This window comes from Pseudomonas sp. LPB4.O (assembly GCF_038383825.1).
Classification (GTDB): domain Bacteria; phylum Pseudomonadota; class Gammaproteobacteria; order Pseudomonadales; family Pseudomonadaceae; genus Aquipseudomonas; species Aquipseudomonas putida.
Map to the genome: position 1 here is coordinate 4,528,990 of NZ_CP151298.1, position 17,781 is coordinate 4,546,770.

At 62.4% G+C, this 17,781-nt stretch carries 20 protein-coding genes; 5 read left to right on the forward strand and 15 right to left on the reverse strand.

Features of this window, described 5'->3' with window-relative positions; all coding sequences use genetic code 11:
- Positions 1 to 4 precede the first annotated feature (4 nt).
- From flgJ to MRBLPB4O_RS20580, 12 genes are all read right to left on the reverse strand, one after another.
- Positions 5 to 1,159 carry a flagellar assembly peptidoglycan hydrolase FlgJ gene (gene flgJ / locus MRBLPB4O_RS20525; RefSeq protein ID WP_341796446.1) on the reverse strand — a complete coding sequence of 385 codons (1,155 nt, stop codon included), beginning with the start codon at positions 1,157 to 1,159 and terminating at the stop codon, positions 5 to 7.
- 11 nt (positions 1,160 to 1,170) lie between these two features.
- A complete protein-coding gene (locus MRBLPB4O_RS20530; RefSeq protein WP_016498524.1) occupies positions 1,171 to 2,286 on the reverse strand; it encodes a flagellar basal body P-ring protein FlgI in 1,116 nt (371 codons plus the stop codon).
- Between the two features lie 6 nt (positions 2,287 to 2,292).
- On the reverse strand, positions 2,293 to 2,988 hold the full coding sequence (gene flgH / locus MRBLPB4O_RS20535; protein WP_016488460.1) for a flagellar basal body L-ring protein FlgH: 696 nt from the start codon (positions 2,986 to 2,988) through the stop codon (positions 2,293 to 2,295).
- A gap of 36 nt (positions 2,989 to 3,024) precedes the next feature.
- Positions 3,025 to 3,810 (reverse strand): flagellar basal-body rod protein FlgG, encoded by a 786-nt coding sequence (gene flgG / locus MRBLPB4O_RS20540; RefSeq protein ID WP_016498523.1) that lies wholly within the window; start codon positions 3,808 to 3,810, stop codon positions 3,025 to 3,027.
- 47 nt (positions 3,811 to 3,857) lie between these two features.
- Positions 3,858 to 4,598 (reverse strand): flagellar basal body rod protein FlgF, encoded by a 741-nt coding sequence (locus MRBLPB4O_RS20545; RefSeq protein WP_019471397.1) that lies wholly within the window; start codon positions 4,596 to 4,598, stop codon positions 3,858 to 3,860.
- A 159-nt stretch (positions 4,599 to 4,757) separates the two neighbouring features.
- Positions 4,758 to 4,940 carry a hypothetical protein gene (locus MRBLPB4O_RS20550; RefSeq protein ID WP_016498521.1) on the reverse strand — a complete coding sequence of 61 codons (183 nt, stop codon included), beginning with the start codon at positions 4,938 to 4,940 and terminating at the stop codon, positions 4,758 to 4,760.
- 155 nt (positions 4,941 to 5,095) lie between these two features.
- Positions 5,096 to 6,418: a flagellar hook protein FlgE gene (gene flgE / locus MRBLPB4O_RS20555; protein WP_341796447.1), complete on the reverse strand. Its 1,323-nt coding sequence runs from the start codon at positions 6,416 to 6,418 to the stop codon at positions 5,096 to 5,098.
- Between the two features lie 28 nt (positions 6,419 to 6,446).
- Entirely contained in the window at positions 6,447 to 7,148 is a 702-nt protein-coding gene (flgD, locus tag MRBLPB4O_RS20560; RefSeq protein ID WP_341796448.1) for a flagellar hook assembly protein FlgD, read from the reverse strand.
- A 12-nt stretch (positions 7,149 to 7,160) separates the two neighbouring features.
- Positions 7,161 to 7,604: a flagellar basal body rod protein FlgC gene (gene flgC, locus MRBLPB4O_RS20565; protein WP_016498518.1), complete on the reverse strand. Its 444-nt coding sequence runs from the start codon at positions 7,602 to 7,604 to the stop codon at positions 7,161 to 7,163.
- 2 nt (positions 7,605 to 7,606) lie between these two features.
- Positions 7,607 to 8,017, reverse strand: coding sequence for a flagellar basal body rod protein FlgB (gene flgB / locus MRBLPB4O_RS20570; RefSeq protein ID WP_016498517.1), 411 nt, complete (start codon positions 8,015 to 8,017; stop codon positions 7,607 to 7,609).
- A gap of 346 nt (positions 8,018 to 8,363) precedes the next feature.
- Complete coding sequence (gene cheR / locus MRBLPB4O_RS20575) at positions 8,364 to 9,191, reverse strand: protein-glutamate O-methyltransferase CheR (protein ID WP_016498516.1); 828 nt, start codon at positions 9,189 to 9,191, stop codon at positions 8,364 to 8,366.
- 50 nt (positions 9,192 to 9,241) lie between these two features.
- Entirely contained in the window at positions 9,242 to 10,171 is a 930-nt protein-coding gene (locus tag MRBLPB4O_RS20580; protein WP_016498515.1) for a chemotaxis protein CheV, read from the reverse strand.
- Positions 10,172 to 10,248: 77 nt separating this feature from the next.
- On the opposite strand from MRBLPB4O_RS20580, the gene flgA reads away from it, so the two are divergent.
- The 4 genes from flgA (at position 10,249) to MRBLPB4O_RS20600 (ending at position 12,818) form a co-directional block, all read left to right on the forward strand.
- On the forward strand, positions 10,249 to 11,001 hold the full coding sequence (gene flgA / locus MRBLPB4O_RS20585) for a flagellar basal body P-ring formation chaperone FlgA (RefSeq protein WP_341796449.1): 753 nt from the start codon (positions 10,249 to 10,251) through the stop codon (positions 10,999 to 11,001).
- Between the two features lie 162 nt (positions 11,002 to 11,163).
- A complete protein-coding gene (gene flgM / locus MRBLPB4O_RS20590; protein ID WP_059394767.1) occupies positions 11,164 to 11,478 on the forward strand; it encodes a flagellar biosynthesis anti-sigma factor FlgM in 315 nt (104 codons plus the stop codon).
- 49 nt (positions 11,479 to 11,527) lie between these two features.
- Positions 11,528 to 11,995 carry a flagellar protein FlgN gene (locus MRBLPB4O_RS20595; RefSeq protein WP_019471387.1) on the forward strand — a complete coding sequence of 156 codons (468 nt, stop codon included), beginning with the start codon at positions 11,528 to 11,530 and terminating at the stop codon, positions 11,993 to 11,995.
- Between the two features lie 79 nt (positions 11,996 to 12,074).
- Positions 12,075 to 12,818 carry a flagellar regulator YcgR PilZN domain-containing protein gene (locus MRBLPB4O_RS20600; RefSeq protein ID WP_341796450.1) on the forward strand — a complete coding sequence of 248 codons (744 nt, stop codon included), beginning with the start codon at positions 12,075 to 12,077 and terminating at the stop codon, positions 12,816 to 12,818.
- 68 nt (positions 12,819 to 12,886) lie between these two features.
- On the opposite strand, the gene MRBLPB4O_RS20605 is transcribed toward MRBLPB4O_RS20600, so the two are convergent.
- From MRBLPB4O_RS20605 to bkdR, 3 genes are all read right to left on the reverse strand, one after another.
- Positions 12,887 to 14,227 (reverse strand): MFS transporter, encoded by a 1,341-nt coding sequence (locus tag MRBLPB4O_RS20605; RefSeq protein ID WP_341796451.1) that lies wholly within the window; start codon positions 14,225 to 14,227, stop codon positions 12,887 to 12,889.
- 128 nt (positions 14,228 to 14,355) lie between these two features.
- Positions 14,356 to 15,597 (reverse strand): glutamine synthetase family protein, encoded by a 1,242-nt coding sequence (locus tag MRBLPB4O_RS20610; protein ID WP_341798918.1) that lies wholly within the window; start codon positions 15,595 to 15,597, stop codon positions 14,356 to 14,358.
- Between the two features lie 267 nt (positions 15,598 to 15,864).
- Complete coding sequence (gene bkdR / locus MRBLPB4O_RS20615) at positions 15,865 to 16,350, reverse strand: Bkd operon transcriptional regulator BkdR (RefSeq protein WP_012273540.1); 486 nt, start codon at positions 16,348 to 16,350, stop codon at positions 15,865 to 15,867.
- A 198-nt stretch (positions 16,351 to 16,548) separates the two neighbouring features.
- Here bkdR and MRBLPB4O_RS20620 point away from each other — a divergent pair, with 198 nt between their 5' ends.
- On the forward strand, positions 16,549 to 17,781 hold the full coding sequence (locus tag MRBLPB4O_RS20620) for a 3-methyl-2-oxobutanoate dehydrogenase (2-methylpropanoyl-transferring) subunit alpha (RefSeq protein WP_016498508.1): 1,233 nt from the start codon (positions 16,549 to 16,551) through the stop codon (positions 17,779 to 17,781).

The following is a 17,781-nucleotide window of genomic DNA, read 5'->3' on the forward strand; positions in this document are numbered from 1 at the left end:
CCTTTTATAGATTCGTGGTTCTGCCAGCCATGGCGTATTGCGGGGTTGACTGCATTTGCTGGGCGATGCTGATGATCTTCTTCGCATAGCCCGGGTCGGTCGCATAACCTGCCTTCTGCAGCTCTCTTGCAAACTGCTCAGGGTTATCGGCCGAGTCCAGCGCATCTTGATAGCGAGAATTGCCCTGCAGCAGGTTCACCAGGTCGTGGAAGCTGTCCTGGTACGAGTCATAGCTGCGGAACGCTGCGGTTTCCTTGACGAACTGGCCATCGCGGAACTCGCTGGTGATCGCCCGTGCCTGCTCACCCTGCCAGTTGCCGGTGGCCTTGATGCCGAACAGGTTGTGGCTGCTGCTGCCATCGGTATTGCGCATCACCGATTTGCCCCAGCCGGTTTCCAGCGCGGCCTGGGCCACCAGGTAGCGTGGGTCGATACCAATGCGCTTGGCCGCTTGCTCGGCCATCGGCAGCATGGTGGCGACGAATTCGTCACTGTCGGTAAAGGCCTTGTTCGGCGCCAGCGGCGGCTGGGCCACGGCGCGGCCGACAATGCGCAGGCCGTTATCCGGCACAGCGAAGGCCTTGGCCACTTGCTGGCCGTCACGGGCCGGCACAGCGGCGTTATTGGCCGTGGCGGCCGACGGCACGATGCCAGCCAGCAGGCGGTCGGTAAGCTTGCTCGGCAAGGCCAGGCGCCGCGAGTTGAGCGCAGCGACGTCGTTGCGGGTAGCGGTCGATTCCGTCGCATGCACCGGCTCCGCCACCCTGTTGCCCCACAGCGCCGGGCCACTGCCGTCGGCACGCGGGAACGGGCTGGTGTTGATCGACGCACTGCGGCCCTTGGTCAGCTGGCGCACCAGCACATCCTGCAGACCGATACCACCACCTTCGCGGGACATGCTCACGGCCAGCTGCTGGTCGTACATGTCGCGGTACTGCTTGACCGTTTCGGTGTTCATCGGGTTGTCATCAGCCAGCACGTCGCTGGCCTTGCGCGAGGCCTTGAGCATTTCGCTGATGAACAGCGACTCGAACTCCTGGGCCACCTTGCGCACGTTGGCTTCGCTGTCGCGGTCACCGTGCTTGAGCGCACTCAGGCGGTTGAGGTCGGTGTAGGCGCCGCTGTCGGCACTGCCGGAAACCTGGCTTTTGATGTTCATCCGCGCCGTCCTCAGATCACGATCAGGTCGGCCTGCAAGGCGCCGGCCTGTTTCAGGGCTTCGAGAATGGCCATCAGGTCGCCGGGCGCTGCGCCCACCTGGTTCACCGCGCGGACGATCTCATCCAGCGTGGTGCCCGGGCCGAACTTGAACATCGGCTTGGCTTCCTGCTCGGCGTTTACCCGCGAGCGCGGCACCACGGCCGTCTGGCCATTGGAGAAGGCCCCCGGCTGGCTGACGATCGGGTCTTCGGTAATGGTCACGGTCAGGCTGCCGTGGGTCACCGCTGCCGGCGACACCTTGACGTTCTGGCCGATGACGATGGTACCGGTACGCGAGTTGATGATGACCTTGGCCACCGCCTGGCCCGGGTCGATCTCGAGGTTTTCCAGGATCGACAGGTAATCCACGCGCTGGCTGGGGTCCATCGGCGCACTGACCCGCACCGAACCACCGTCCACAGCCTGGGCCACACCCGGGCCGAGCAGGTCGTTGACCTTGTCAACGATGCGCTTGGCGGTGGTGAAGTCGGGGCGGTTGAGGTTCAGGGTCAAGGTGTTGCCTTGATTGAAGCCGCTCGGCACTGCCCGCTCGACACTGGCACCCCCGGGGATGCGACCGGCCGACGGAACGTTGACGGTGATCTTCGAGCCGTCACGGCCTTCGGCGTCAAAGCCCCCCACCACCAGATTGCCCTGGGCGATGGCGTAGACGTTGCCGTCGATACCCTTGAGCGGGGTCATCAGCAGGCTGCCGCCACGCAGGCTCTTGGAGTTACCGATCGACGACACGGTAATGTCCACCACCTGGCCGGGCTTGGCGAACGCCGGCAGGTCGGCATGCACCGACACCGCCGCGACGTTCTTCAGTTGCACGTTGCCGGAGCCGGCCGGCACCTTGATGCCGAACTGCGACAGCATGTTGTTGAAGGTTTGCAGGGTGAACGGCGTCTGGGTGGTCTGGTCACCCGTGCCGTTCAGCCCCACCACCAGGCCGTAACCGATCAACTGGTTGGAACGCACGCCAGAAATGCTGGCGATGTCCTTCAGGCGCTCTGCGTGCGCACCGAAGGCACAGGACAGGAGCAGGGTTGCGGCAATCAGCTGCCTCACGTTGAACATGGTCATCCGTACTCAGAAAGGCCAAAGCGGGCTGATGAAGAAGCGGTCCAGCCACCCGGGCTGGCTGGCATCGGCGAACGAGCCGGTACCGGAATAGGTGATGCGCGCGTCGGCCACACGGGTGGACGGCACGGTATTGTCGGTGGCGATGTCGTCGGCGCGGATCATGCCGGCAATGCGCACCAGCTCTTCGCCGGTGTTCAGGGTCAGCCACTTCTCGCCGCGCACGGCGATGATGCCGTTGGGCAGCACTTCGGCCACGGTCACGGTAATGGAACCGGTCAGGGTGTTGCCCTGGGTGGCCTTGCTGTCGCCCTTGGTGGCGCGCTCGCCGTTGTAGCCGGCCTCCAGCGACAGGTCACCGCCACCGAACGGGTTATTGGTGTTCGGTGTGCTGCCGAACAGCGAGGTCAGGCCGATGTCGGCCTTGCTGTTCTTCTGGATCTGCGAACCTGCGTTCTTGCTGGCCGACGTTTTCTCGTTGAGGGTGATGGTGATGATGTCACCCACCCGGAACGCCTTGCGGTCGCTGTACAGGTTCTGCTCGAAACCGGCCTGGTAGATGGAACCGTTGTTGGCCGCTGCCGGCAACGGGGTGCGCGGCAGTACCGGCGCGTAGTACGGGTCGTTGGGCTTGGGCGTCGGGCCGACGCAACCTGCCAGCAACACCGCCCCCCCCAGGGCGAACACGGACAACAGACGATTCATGGTGCATACCTCACGGGTGTAACGAAGCGACAGGGCTTAGAGCTGTTGGGTCACGAACGACAGCATCTGGTCGGCGGTGGAGATGACCTTGGAGTTCATCTCGTAGGCGCGCTGGGTGGTGATCATGTTCACCAGCTCTTCCACGGTGCTGACGTTGGAGTTTTCCAGGGTCTGCTGTTGGGTGGTACCGAAACCGTTCAGGCCCGGGGTGCCCACTTGCGGCGCGCCACTGGCGGCAGTTTCCAGGAACAGGTTGTCGCCGATGGCCTGCAGGCCAGCCGGGTTGATGAAGTCGGCAGTCTGGATGTTGCCGATCACCTGCGCTGCAGGGTTGCCGGCCGTGGTGATCGACACGGTGCCGTCCTGGCCGACGGTGAAGGTTTGCGCGTCGTTCGGCACGACAACGGCAGGCTCCAGGGCGTAACCGTTGGCGGTGACGATCTGGCCGTCGGAGTTCAGGTGGAAGGTGCCGTCACGGGTGTACGACACCGTGCCATCCGGCTGCAGGATCTGGAAGAAACCACGGCCGTTGACGGCCATGTCCAGCGGGTTTTCGGTGGTCTGCAGGCTGCCGGCGACGAAGCTCTTCTGGGTGCCGACAATGCGCACACCGGTACCGACCTGCAGGCCCGAAGGCAGCTCGCTGTCCTGAGTGGACTGGGCGCCGGGCTGGCGGCGGATCTGGTACAGCAGGTCAGCGAACTCGGCACGGTCACGCTTGAAGCCGGTGGTGGAGACGTTGGCCAGGTTGTTGGAAATGACCGTCAGGTTGGTGTCCTGGGCGGACAGGCCGGTTTTAGCGACCCAAAGAGCCGGAAGCATGTAGTTTCTCCTCGTGCGCCTGTTTTACGGCACCCGTTCAAAAGTGATTAGCCGATTTGCAAAACCCGAGCCATGGCTTCGTCGCCTTCCTTGGCCGTGTTCATCATCTTGACGTGCAGTTCGAACTGGCGGGACAGCGCCAGCACCGAGGTCATTTCCTCGACAGCGTTGACGTTGCTGCCTTCCAGGAAGCCCGCCACCACCCGCACGTTGACGTCGGCGTCGGCCGGCTGGCCAGAGGTGGTGTGGATCAGGCCGTCCAGGCCTTTGGTCAGGCCTTTGGTGTCCGGGTTGACCAGCTTTATGCGGTCGACCTCGGCCATCACCCGCGGGTCTTCACCCATGGAGCGAATGCTGAGGGTGCCGTCGGCGCCGACCTCAACCTTCTGCTCCGGCGGGATGGCAATAGGGCCACCGTTGCCGATCACCGGCATGCCGTTGCCGGCACGCAGCACGCCGAGGGCGTCGATGTTCAGGCTGCCGGTACGCACGTAGGCTTCACTGCCGTCCGGTGCCTGCACAGCGATGAAGCCCTTGCCGGTCACGGCAACATCCAGGTCACGACCCGTCTCGACCAACGGGCCTTCGCTGAAGTCGGTGGCCGGGCGCTCGGTCATGGCAAAGGCGCGCGCCGGAAAGCTGTCGCCGAACACCGGCATCGAACGCGCCTGTTCCAGGTCACGCTGAAAGCCGTTGGTGGAAATGTTCGCCAGGTTGTTGGCGTGGGCCTTTTGCGCCAGCGCGTTCTGGCTGGCGCCGGTCATGGCCACATAAAGCAACTTGTCCACAGTATCTCCTCTGCGCGTCGCTGCCGCGCTGTCACTGGGCAGGTTCGAAGCAATAATCGAACCAAGTCTGAAACCGCCTGTTTACGGGGGTTTCAGCGCGGCAAGGGGCAACAAACGTCAGTTTGTCGGCGGATGTTTGCCGCCTGCGGCAAGGGCTTGTCAGAAGGTGCGGCACGCGGCGTTGTTGTAGGGGCCGGAATGGCGGACCCAACCCTCCCCCGGATTGCTGGCCGAGCACAGGTAGCGGCCGGTGGCCAGGCTTTGCCATTGGTAGAACGGGGCGGGAGCGGCCGAGAGCGGCAAGGCCATGGCCAGGAGGGCGGTAAGCATTAGCCGTTTCATGGGCGTGAACCTTGAAGAACCTGGGGCCGCTTTGCGGCCCATCGCCGGCAAGCCAGCTCCCACAGGGAATTGCAACCTCCTGTGGGGGCCGGCTTGCCGGCGATGGGCTGCAAGGCAGCCCCAATTACAGACAAAACCACACTAGCAGGCGACCATCAGGTCATCTGGATGATGGTCTGCATGAGGGTGCTTTCGGTGGAAATGGTCTTGGCGTTCGCCTGGTAGTTGCTCTGCGCCTTGATCAGGTTGACCAGCTCGCCGGTCAGGTCGACGTTGGAGTCTTCCAGTGCGCCGCCGGTGATCTGGCCCAAGGTACCCGTGTCCGGGGCGCCGATCACCGGCACGCCCGAGGCGTAGGACTCTTTCCAGTTGGTGCCACCAATCGGGGTCAGGCCCTGCAGGTTGGCAAAGTTGGCGATAGCCACCTGGCCGATCACCTTGTCCTGGCCATTGGTGAAGTTGGCGAACATGTTGCCGCTTTCGTCGATGGTCAGGCCCGACAGCTCACCGGTGGCAAAGCCGTCCTGGCTCTTCGCGGTGGTGGCGGAGGCGGCGTTGTACTGGGTGGTACCGAGCATGTCCAGGTTCACCCCCGCAACGTTGGCGGTAGCGCCGTTGGCACCCCATACACCGGCGGCGTTCTTCTGTGCCGGGATCCAGTTGCTGAGGGTGAAGGTCTTGTTGGCGGCGATGGTCATGCCGCCGGCTACCGGACCTTCCGTCATCGAGGCGGTGTCCAGGGTGCCGTCAGACTTGAACGGCAGCTTGTTGGACAGCGGCGTGGTCGAGGTCGGATCGGCCGGGTTGCGCCCGTCGATAGTGGTGTACATGGTCCAGGAGTTGCTGGTGGCGTCCTTGACGAAGTACTGGTTCAGCTGGTGCGCGTTACCCTGGCTGTCGTACACGTCGGTATTGAACGTGTAGTTATAGGTGCCGGTATTGGTCGGATCGAACGGCGTCTGGGTGGGTGCAGTCGCGGTGGAGTTGAGGTTGACGTTCTCGGAGATGCGACCGGTCGGGTTCGGCGTCAGGTTCGAGGTGTCGATCTGCAGGTTGGTCAGCACACCCTGGATGATCTTGCCATTGGCATCCACTGCATAACCTTGCAGGTTGGCCCCCGACGAGCTGACCACGTAGCCGTCCTTGTCGCTGTAGAAGGCACCGGCACGGGTGTAGATCTTCGAGCCGTTGTCGTTCATCACGAAGAAGCCGTTGCCATCGATGGCCATGTCCAGCGCCTGGCCGGTGCCATTGATGTTGCCCGGGGTGAACATCTGCGACACGGCGGCAGTCTTCACGCCAGTGCCCACCACGTTCTTGCCGGCACTGGTGCCGCGAATGGAGTTGGAGTACTGGTCGGCGAACTCGGCGCGCGACGACTTGAAGCCGGTGGTGGCAACGTTGGCAATGTTGTTGCCGGTAACGTTCAGGGCCTTGTTTGCTGCATAGAGGCCGCTAAGGCCGATATTGAAAGACATGTGTAACTCCTGTCGTTTTGCTCAGGCCCTAGATGCCGATGCTTTGGATTTTGGAAAGCGCAACACTGCCCAACCCGGCCAGGTTGAGTGTCATCTCCGAACCGTTGGTGCCCATGGTCACGCTGGTGACCGAGGCGGGCAGATTGGTGGTCATGGCCGTGGCCGTGCCATCGATCGAAGCAGTGGCCTTGAAGGTGTAGGTACCGGCTGGCGCTGCTTCGCCGTCGTCGTTCAGGCCATCCCAGGTAAAGTCGATCTTGCCGGCTTTCTGAGTACCCAGATCGAGGGTGCGCACCAGCTTGTCGTCCTTGTCGTAGATGCCCACCGAGGTGGCGGTGCTCGACGACGTCAGGTTGACAGTGCCTTTCATATCCTTGCTGGTGTCGACCACGGCCTTGTCGGTCTGGACAATCACATTGCGCCCGACCAGCGACGAAGCCTGCAACGCCTGGGAGGATTGCAGCCCAGCCGCGATGTAGGTCACCGAGTCATTGAGCGACTGCATGCTCTCAAGGCTGCTGAACTGCGCCAGCTGCGCCACGAACTCGCCGTTTTCCTGCGGATCGAGCGGGTTCTGGTTCTTCATCTGGGTAACCAGCAACTGCAGGAAAGCATCTTTGCCCAGCGCGCTGCCGGCAGCACCGGTACTGCTGTCGGTCTTCGACGTCTGCTTCTGCAGCGATGTCAGGTACGCGCTGCTGACGTCAGAGGTTGAATTGGTAGTGGTCATGTCGGCTTCCTATCACTGCCCCAGGGTCAGGACTTTCTGCATCATGCTCTTGGCCGTGTTCATCAGCTCGGCGTTGGTCTGGAACGCACGGCTGGCGGAGATCATGTCAGCCATCTCCTCGACCACATTGACGTTCGGGTAGTAGACGTAGCCGTCCTTGTTCGCTGCCGGGTGGTTTGGCTCGTAGCGAGCCTCCAGGGTGCTCTGGTCTTCGACGATGCCTTTAACCTGCACGCCCTGCCCTGCTTCACCCTGGTCGTCGAACAGCGACTGGCTGGTGCCAGCCTGCGCATCCTGGAAGGTGGTGGCGAACACCGGGTGGCGAGCGCGGTAGGTCTGATCGATGCTCGACGAGACGGTTTCGGCGTTGGCAATGTTGGAAGCCACGGTGTTCAGGCGCGTGTTCTGCGCGCTCATGCCGCTACCGGCAATGTTGAAGACGCTGGAAAGGGACATGGTCATTCTCCCCGCAGGGCCGATACCAGCCCCTTGAATTTGCTGTTGAGCAAGGTGAAGCTGGCCTGGAAGCCAATGGCGTTTTCGGTGTAGTTCGATTGCTCGATCTGCGCGTCCACGGTGTTCTGGTCAATCGATGGCTGCAGCGGCGTGCGGTACTTGAGGGTATCGTCGGCCGCGATGGCGAGGCCTTCGGCTTCGATGTGGCGGCTATTGGTGCGGTCCATGGCGAAGCGGCCGCTTTGCTGCTTGTCGCTTTCGGCGGCCAGCACAGAGGCGAAGTCCATGTCACGCGCCTTGTAATTGGGCGTGTCGGCGTTGGCGATGTTGTTGGCCAGCACTTCGGCGCGCTGGGCGCGGAAGCCCATGGCCTTTTCGTGAATACCAAGCGCCTTGTCGAAGCTGATGCTCATGTCGGGGAAACCTTCAGAGGTTGACCGGAATTTCGTTGAGCAAGGTATAGCAAGGGCTGTGCCAATCATTGCAAAGCCCGGAAACATGGGCTTTCGAGGTGGCGTGGCGTCAGGGTGATGCCAGAAAAGCGGCAAAGACCTTCCGCCTTGGGCGGCGAAAGCGGCAATTGCCGGGCGGCAAAAGCGGCAAAACAAAAAATTGACGTCAGACTATCTGAGATCCATACCGGCCTCTGTAGGAGCAGCCTTGTGCTGCGAAGAGGCCGGTGAAAGAACAGTTGATCAACTGCGCTTGCACCGGCCTCTTCGCAGCACAAGGCTGCTCCTACAAGGACCGCGCCTGTGTCTACTTGGCCTGGTAGATGATCCCCGGGCTGCACTGGACCATCTGGTAATGGTCCGGCAACCCGTTCAGCGCCTCCGAGGCGCCAAGGAACAGGTAGCCACCTGGCTTCAGTGTGCTGTGAATGCGCAGCAGGATGTCGCGCTTCACCTGTGCCGAGAAGTAGATCAGCACGTTGCGGCAGAACACGATGTCGAACTTGCCCAGGCTGGCATAGCTGTCAAGCAGGTTGAACGAGCGGAACTCGACGCGGCTGCGAATCGCCGGCTTGACCGCCCAGCGCCCCGCCCCCTTGGGGTCGAAGTAGCGTTGCAGGCGTTCCTGGGACAAACCGCGGGCAATGGCCAGGCTGTCGTACTCACCGGTCTTGCAGTTGGTGAGCATGGTGCCGGACAGGTCGGTGGCAACGATCTGCGCCCCCATCTTCAACTGGCCAAGGTTGCTGCGCTCGAACTCGTCGATTGCCATCGAGATGGAATACGGCTCCTGCCCCGACGAACAGGCCGCCGACCACATGCGCAGGCGCTGGCCGGGGTTGTTGCGGATGAACTCGGGGATCACCTTGTTCTTCAGCACTTCGAACGGGTAGGTATCGCGAAACCACAGGGTCTCGTTGGTGGTCATGGCATCGACTACCTGCTCGCGCAACCCACTGCGCGGCTGGGCCTGGATGCGCTGCACCAGCTCGCCCAGGCTCTTGATGCCCTGTTGTTCCATCAGCTTGTTGAGACGGCTGGAAACCAGGTACTGCTTATTTTCGCCCAGCAGGATGCCACAGGCTTTCTCCAGGAATACCCGGAACTGTTCGAAATCCAAATTACCCGTAGACACTACTGCCGCCTCTTTTCAATCACTGGTGCCGGGGGCTTGCCCCGGCTGCTTCAATGCGCTGCCTTGATCCGGTCGACCACCCGCTGGGCCAGGTCGTCCGGCTTGAACTTGGCCAGGAAGTCATCGGCGCCGACCTTCTTGACCATTGCCTGGTTGAACACCCCGGAAAGCGAAGTATGCAGGCAGATGTGCAATTTTTGCATGCGCGGGTCGCTGCGGATCTCCGCCGTTAGCGTATAGCCGTCCATTTCCGGCATTTCAATGTCCGAGATCATCATAAGGAACTCTTCTTCCGGCTTTTTGCCCTCATCCACCAGCTGACGCAGGTAGTTCAGGGCCTGACGGCCATCATTGAGTGCCACGACTTCCACCCCCACGGTCTGCAGGCAGCGGCTGACCTGTTTGCGCGCCACCGACGAATCATCGACGGTCAGCACCCGCATCAGCACCGCCTTGTCCTGCACCTCGGCATCGATCACCCCGGCCGACACCGATTCGGACGACGGCGAAACCTCGGCCAGCACCTTCTCCACGTCGATGATTTCGACCATGCGGTTGTCCACCCGGGTGACCGCAGTCAGGTAGTGGTCACGGCCGGTGCCCTTGGGTGGCGGATGGATCTCTTCCCAGTTCATGTTGACGATGCGCTCCACCGAGTGCACCAGGAAGCCCTGGGTCTTGGTGTTGTACTCGGTGATGATCACGAAGCTGTTGCGTGTTTCTTCCTGCAGCGGCCGTAACCCGGTGGCCATCGACAAGTCGAGGATCGGGATGGTCGCCCCGCGGATGTTGGCAACGCCACGCACCACAGGGTGCGCCTTGGGCAGCAGGGTCAGCGCAGGGCATTGCAGCACTTCCCTGACCTTGAACACGTTGATGCCATAAAGCTGTTCGCCATTGAGGCGGAACAGCAGCAATTCCAGGCGATTCTGCCCCACCAGCTGCGTGCGCTGGTTGACCGAATCCATAACACCCGCCATGCCAGACTCCTTAATCTTTCAGCCTTTCGTTGCAACTCAAGTTACGAGTCGGCACGGGCTTTGCTTTTTTGAGCGTCATGCATACGAAAACGACATTTTTCCGACGATTGACGCGCCTGCTGACTGGCTCGCTGGCCACGCTGTGCCTGCTGGCGCCCGGCGTTCGCACGGTAGCGGACGCGCTTACCTTGCCTGAACAGCTTATCGGTGTCACCCAAGGGTTTCTTGAATTCACGGTAGAAGATTACCTGGCCACCACCCAGACCCCCGGCCGCTATGAAATCCAGGTCAACCCGCTGGACCCCCGCCTGCGCATGCCGTTGTGCAGCCAGCAGCTGGACGCCTCGCTGGAAAGCCCTTCCCTGCCACTTGGCCGGGTAACGGTACGGGTGCGCTGCGACAGTACGGCCCCGTGGACGGTGTTTGTCCCGGCCACGGTGCGGCTGTTCCGCGACGTGGTGGTGGTCACCCGTCCACTCAAGCGCGATAACACGGTGGGCGAAGGCGACGTGGCCCTGCGCGAGCGCGATGTCGGCACCCTTGGCCAGGGTTTTCTGACCGAACTGGACCAGGCGGTGGGCATGAAGATGCTGCGCCCCACGGTGATCGACCAGGTGCTCACCCCGCAGCATCTGGAGCAGGCCGAGGTGGTGCGCAAGGGCGACCAGGTGGTGATCATCGCCCGTAGCGGCAGCCTCAGCGTGCGCATGCCGGGCGAAGCCCTGAGCAAGGGCGGCCTGAGCGAACAGATACGGGTACGCAACCTGAACTCCAAACGGGTGGTCAAGGCCCGGGTTACTGGCCCGGGCCAGGTCGAGGTGAGTATGTAGCCAGCCACAGATTGCGCTGGCAGTGAGGAACCGCATTTCCTAAACTGTGTCAGAGAACGGGTTCGCGAGCTTGCTGACAGGCGGCTATGCATTTGTGCCTAAAGTTTCTTTCGGGTTGGCCGAAAACAAGGCAAGCGTCCAAATACCCAGAGGTTCCTGATCATGGTCATCGACTTCAGTCGTTTGAATAACTCTCCGTCCGTCACGGGCGGCGTGCGCGGCAATACCGCGCCCGGCAGCGCCGAAAAACCGGCCGCCAGCCAGGAAGCGGCCACCAGCACCAGCGCCAGCGGAGAAGCGGTACACCTCAGCCAAGAGGCACAGCAGTTGCAGAAGATCAGCGACAAGCTGCGCGACGAGCCAGTCGTCAACAGTGCCCGTGTGGCCCAGTTGAAACAGGCGATCGCCGACGGCAGCTATCAGGTCGATGCCGGCAAGATCGCCAGCAAACTGCTCGATTTCGAAGCCCAGCGCTGACCGTTCGGCGCGCTGACTTCACGGACGCTAGAAAAGCCAAGAGTTAGCCATGCACGACACCACCTTGCTGCAACTGATCGAAGATGACATTGCCCCGATGCAGGAACTGCTCGACCTTCTGAATAAAGAAGCGATCGCCCTGCATGGCCGCGACATGCCGCTGCTGGAACAGATTCTGGCGCGCAAGCAGTCGCTGATCATCTTGCTCGAGCAGCATGGCCAGCGCCGCAGCCAGTTGCTCGGCAGCCTGGGCCTAAGTGCCGATCGCACTGGCGTGCAAGCGGTAGCCGCCCAATCGCCCCATGGCGAAGCGATGCTGCAGCGGCTCGACATGCTGTCGAAACTGATGGATGACTGCCAGCAGGTCAACCAGACCAACGGCCGGATCATCCAGGTGCAGCAACACGTCACCAACAACCAGATCAGAATCCTCATGGGCGGCGACTCGCCGTCGCTCTACGACAGCCGCGGCAGCACCTCGCTGCTGGCCAAGCCACGGGCCCTCAGCCAAGTGTGATTTTTCTATCAAGGCACGGAACATACTGGCAAAATGCCGTAACTTGCGTGTGTCGCTTTTGCCTGGAGAACGATAAGCCGTGTTCAATGAAACCGAAGCCCCGCAACCGCCAAAGGTGCTGAACACCCCCTTGGAGATTGCGGCCAACTTGCGGCAACTGCAGGAAAGCCACGACCCCCTGATCATCACCTTCCATGACCGCAGCCAGCGCTTCCAAAGCTACGTGGTGCACGTGGACCGTGAAAGCAACACCCTGGCACTGGACGAGATGATCCCGCGCGACGGTGAAAAATTCATCGAAAACGGCGAGCACTTCCGCGTTGAGGGCTTCCACGATGGCGTGCGCATCGCCTGGGAATGCAACCACGAGCTGAAGATCAGCGAAGTCGACGGCCACCGCTGCTACAGCGGCGCCATGCCTCAAGAGATGACCTACCACCAGCGCCGCAACGCCTTCCGCGCCGCGCTGAAGCTGTCGCAACTGGTCGACATCATCCTCGATGGCACCCACCTGAAGGGTAACGGCGCCCTGCGTGGCAAGCTGCTGGATATCTCGGCCACCGGCTGCAAGCTGCGTTTTGAAGGCGATGTAGAAAGCCGCCTGCAACTGGGCCAGGTGTACGAGCGCTTCAAGGCGGGTAACCCGCTGGGCCTGGTGGACACCATGGTCGAACTGCGTCACCTGCACTATGAAGAGCACATCAACACCACCTTCGCTGGCGTGCGCTTCCATAACCTGAGCGGGCAGGCACAGCGCAAGATCGAGAGTTTTGTGTACCAGCTGCAACGCGAGGCGCGGCGGTTCGACAAGGACGATTATTGATCGTCGGCCAAATGCAAAAACGCCACCTTTTCAGGTGGCGTTTTCATTTGTGTTCTTCCAGTGCCGGCCTACATCGATTTGCTGACCTCACTCTCCGGCTCAAGGCCCTTCTCAGCGCCCTTCTCTTCCTCTTCGGTGTCTTCCGCCGCCACCGGCGCCTGCATCACGTCCTGCACGGTCTGCTCATCCACCCGAGGGTCCAGCGCTGCCGACAAGGGCGAACCGGCCGCCGGCATCGCCACGTGGCCCAGCGGTGCATCCTGCACCTGGTGCAGCCCGGTAACCGCTTTCGGCCGAATGCGCCACACCAGCACCAGGGCGAAGAACACGAAGAACGCATAGAGCATCTGCGGGCCCAGCACTTTCATCAGCACGCCCGCCGCCAGTGGCCCGATACACGCGCCCACGCCATAGGTCACCAGCAGCATGGCCGTCAGCGACACCCGCCGCTCGCTTTCCACGTGGTCGTTGGAAAACGCCACCGCCAGCGGGTACAGGCAGAACTGCAGCAACGAAATCAGGAAGCCGATACCGAACAGCATCTCCAGCGGCACACTGGGCAGTATCGCCAATGGCGCAGCCGCCAGCGCCAGGCCTATTGCCACGCTACGGATCAGCACCGCCCGGTCGTAACGGTCAGACAACCAGCCCAGCGGCCACTGCACCAGCAGGCCGGCAAAAATACAGCTACCCATGAACAGACCGATCTGCTCGGTCGCCATCCCCTGGCTTGAGGCGTACAAAGGCGCCAGGCCGTAGAACGAGCCGACGATCAACCCCGAGCCCAATACCGTACTGAGCGACTGCGGCACGCGCTTGATGAAGAACTTCGGTTCCATCGGTGCCGGGCGCAAGGGCGCCGGGTGAATGCGCCGGGTCATTGCCACCGGCACCAGGCACAGGGCAAAGCACATCGCCACCAGCATCAGCAGCTCCGGGCCAAGCTCAGGGTGCACCACGAGGATCAGCTGGCCGAGCACCAGCCCCAGGTACGAGGCGATCATGTAGCCGCTGAACACCGCACCGCGGTGTTTCACATCGGCCTGCTCGTTGAGCCAGCTCTCGATGACCATGTACTGGCACATCATGCCCAGGCCGACGATCATCCGCAGCCCGACCCAGGCCGGTAGCCAATTGGTCAGTCCATGCCCCAGCACCGCCGCACCGACGATACCGGCGCAAGTGGCATAGGCGCGAATGTGCCCGACCCGGCCAATCAGCCGGTGGCCGACCTTGCCGCCGACGGCCAGGCCAAAGTAGTTGGCCGCCATCAACGCACCCACCCACAGGCTGTCGACATTGTCGGCCGCCAGGCGCAGGGCCAGGTAGGTACTGAGCAGGCCCGAACCGATCAACATCATCAGCGCGGCGAAATACAACGACTGAAACGGCTTCCATACATTTCGCATACGTACCGAGAAGCTCCCTGGTCAGGTGGCGGTAGGTGCTAGCAGCATAAGGGCAAATGCCGGTCAGTGCAGGCCCCCGCCAGCAAAATGCGGTGGCGGGGACGTGTCCGGTGCAGGTCGTGTCGCGATCAGGCCTGTGCCGCCAGCACCCGGCGCTCCCACGGGGTGATCTCGTCGTAGAAATCGGTCAGCTCCAGGGTTTTGCTGGCGATGTAGCCTTCGATGAACTCGCTGCCGAACAGTTCCCGTGCCAGTGCGCTGCGCTTGAGCCGTTCGAGCGCGGCATGCAGGGTACACGGCAGGCTCAGGTGCTCGGGCACTTCAAACTCGCCCTGAATGGCCGGCGAAGGTTGCAGGCGCTGCTCGATACCGTGCAGCCCGGCAGCCAGGCTGGCGGCGATGGCCAGGTATGGGTTGGTGTCGGCACCGGGCAAACGGTTTTCGACCCGCCGCGCTGCCGGCGCACTGGCCGGAATGCGCAGGCCAGCGGCGCGGTTGTCCTCAGACCAGCAGGCATTGTTTGGCGAGGCATAGGGGTGGCAAAGGCGCTGGTAGGAATTGACGTTGGGCGCGAACAGCGCGGTGAAGTCGGCCATGCACGCCTGCAGGCCGCCGATGAAATGGTGGAAGGTGTCGGTCGGCTGGCCCTGCTCGTCGCTGAACACGTTACGCCCGCTGCCGGCCTCGACCAGGCTCTGGTGAATATGCATGGAGCTGCCGGGCGTGCGCGCCAGCGGCTTGGCCATGCACACCACGGTCAGCCCATGCTTGAGCGCCACTTCCTTGAGCAGATGCTTGAACAGGAAGGTCTGGTCAGCCAGCACCAGCGGGTCGCCGTGCAGCAGGTTGATCTCGAACTGGCTGACGCCCATTTCGTGCATGAACGTGTCGCGCGGCAGGCCGAGCGCGGCCATGCAGTGGTACACCTCTTTGAAGAACGGGCGCAGGCCATTGTTGGAACTGACACTGAACGCCGAATGGCCAAGCTCGCGACGGCCATCGCTGCCTACGGGTGGCTGGAACGGCTGCTGCGGGTCGCTGTTGGGGGCAAAAACAAAGAATTCGAGTTCGGTCGCCACCACGGGCGCCAGCCCCAGGGCCGCGTAGCGGGCGATGACCGCCTTGAGCTGGCCACGGGTGGACAGTGCCGAGGGCCGGCCATCCAGTTCAATGGCATCGCAGATGGCCAGGGCGCGACCGTCGCTGCTCCAGGGCAGGCGATGGACCTGGCTGGGTTCGGCCACCAGCGCCAGGTCGCCGTCGTCGCTGCCGTAGAATTTCGCCGGCGGGTAGCCGCCCATGATGCATTGCAGCAACACCCCCCGGGCCATCTGCAGGCGGCGGCCTTCCAGAAAGCCTTCGGCGGTCATCACCTTGCCGCGCGGGACGCCGTTGAGGTCGGGGGTGACGCATTCGATTTCATCGATGCCCTGAAGCGGAGCGGTGCTCATGACGCTTGTCCTTGTTGTTGTACGCTGACAACAACATAGGCTGGGGGTGTTTAAAATATCAAGCACCTACGGGGCACGCCGGGATCCGTAGGAGCAGCCTTGTGCTGCGAAGAGGCCCGCATGGCCGCTGCTTCTCTACTGGTGCTGATGGCCTCTTCGCAGCACAAGGCTGCTCCTACAGATGGGCTACTCGCGCAAGGTCATGCCATTGGCCGGCAACGGCAAGGCGGTCTTGTACCGCACCTGCTTCAAGGCAAAACTCGAGCGGATATTGGCCACCCCCGGCAACCGCGTCAGGTAATCGAGAAACCGCTCCAGCGCCTGGATGCTCGGCAGCAGTACCCGCAACAGGTAATCCGGGTCCCCCGTCATCAGGTAGCACTCCATCACCTCGGGGCGCTCGGCAATCTCCTCCTCGAAGCGGTGCAGCGACTGCTCCACCTGCTTTTCCAGGCTGACATGGATGAACACGTTTACATCCAACCCCAGCGCCTCGGGTGACAACAAGGTCACCTGCTGGCGGATTACCCCCAGTTCCTCCATGGCCCGCACCCGGTTGAAACAGGGCGTGGGCGACAGGTTGACCGAGCGTGCAAGTTCGGCGTTGGTGATGCGGGCGTTTTCCTGCAGGCTGTTGAGAATGCCGATATCGGTACGATCGAGTTTGCGCATGAGACAAAATCACCGGTTTTTTGTGTTTATGCGGAATGTTTATCTGCACCGCTCGGCAAAGGCAATCAACTTGAGAGAAAAATTCTCCTGCCGGGCCACTAAGATGTAGATGACGCTGACCTACCAGTCACAAGCAGGTATTCAGCGGCGGCCGCTTCAGAGCTCACAAAAACAAATACCCGAGCGAGCGTAAAAAGCATGAACGAGTACGCCCCCCTGCGTTTGCATGTGCCCGAGCCCACCGGCCGGCCAGGCTGCCAGACCGATTTTTCCTACCTGCGCCTCAACGATGCAGGTCAAGCCCGTAAACCCCCTGTGGATGTCGATGCTGCCGACACCGCCGACCTGTCCTACAGCCTGGTCCGCGTGCTCGATGAGCAAGGCGACGCCCAAGGCCCGTGGGCTGAAGACATCGACCCGCAAATCCTCCGCCAAGGCATGCGCGCCATGCTCAAGACGCGGATCTTCGACAGCCGCATGGTGGTTGCCCAGCGCCAGAAGAAGATGTCCTTCTACATGCAGAGCCTGGGCGAAGAAGCCATCGGCAGCGGCCAGGCGCTGGCGCTGAACCGCACCGACATGTGCTTCCCGACCTACCGCCAGCAAAGCATCCTGATGGCCCGCGACGTGTCGCTGGTAGAGATGATCTGCCAGCTGCTCTCCAACGAGCGCGACCCGCTGAAGGGCCGCCAGTTGCCGATCATGTATTCGGTACGCGAGGCTGGCTTCTTCACCATCAGCGGTAACCTGGCGACCCAGTTCGTGCAGGCGGTCGGCTGGGCCATGGCATCGGCGATCAAGGGCGATACCAAGATCGCCTCGGCGTGGATCGGTGACGGCGCCACCGCCGAGTCAGACTTCCACACAGCCCTCACCTTTGCCCACGTTTACCGTGCCCCGGTGATCCTCAACGTGGTCAACAACCAGTGGGCCATTTCTACCTTCCAGGCCATCGCTGGTGGCGAGTCGACCACCTTCGCCGGCCGTGGTGTAGGTTGCGGCATCGCCTCGCTGCGGGTTGACGGCAACGACTTCGTCGCCGTATACGCCGCCTCGCGCTGGGCCGCCGAACGCGCCCGCCGCGGCCTGGGCCCAAGCCTGATCGAGTGGGTCACCTACCGCGCGGGCCCGCACTCGACCTCGGACGACCCGTCCAAGTACCGCCCCGCCGATGACTGGAGCCACTTCCCGCTGGGCGACCCGATCGTCCGCCTGAAGCAGCACCTGATCAAGATCGGCCACTGGTCCGAGGAAGAACACCAGGCCACCACGGCCGAGTTCGAGGCTGCTGTGATTGCCGCGCAGAAAGAAGCCGAGCAGTACGGCACCCTGGCCAACGGTCACATCCCGAGCGCCGCCTCGATGTTCGAGGACGTGTACAAGGAAATGCCCGACCACCTGCGCCGTCAACGCCAGGAACTGGGGGTTTGA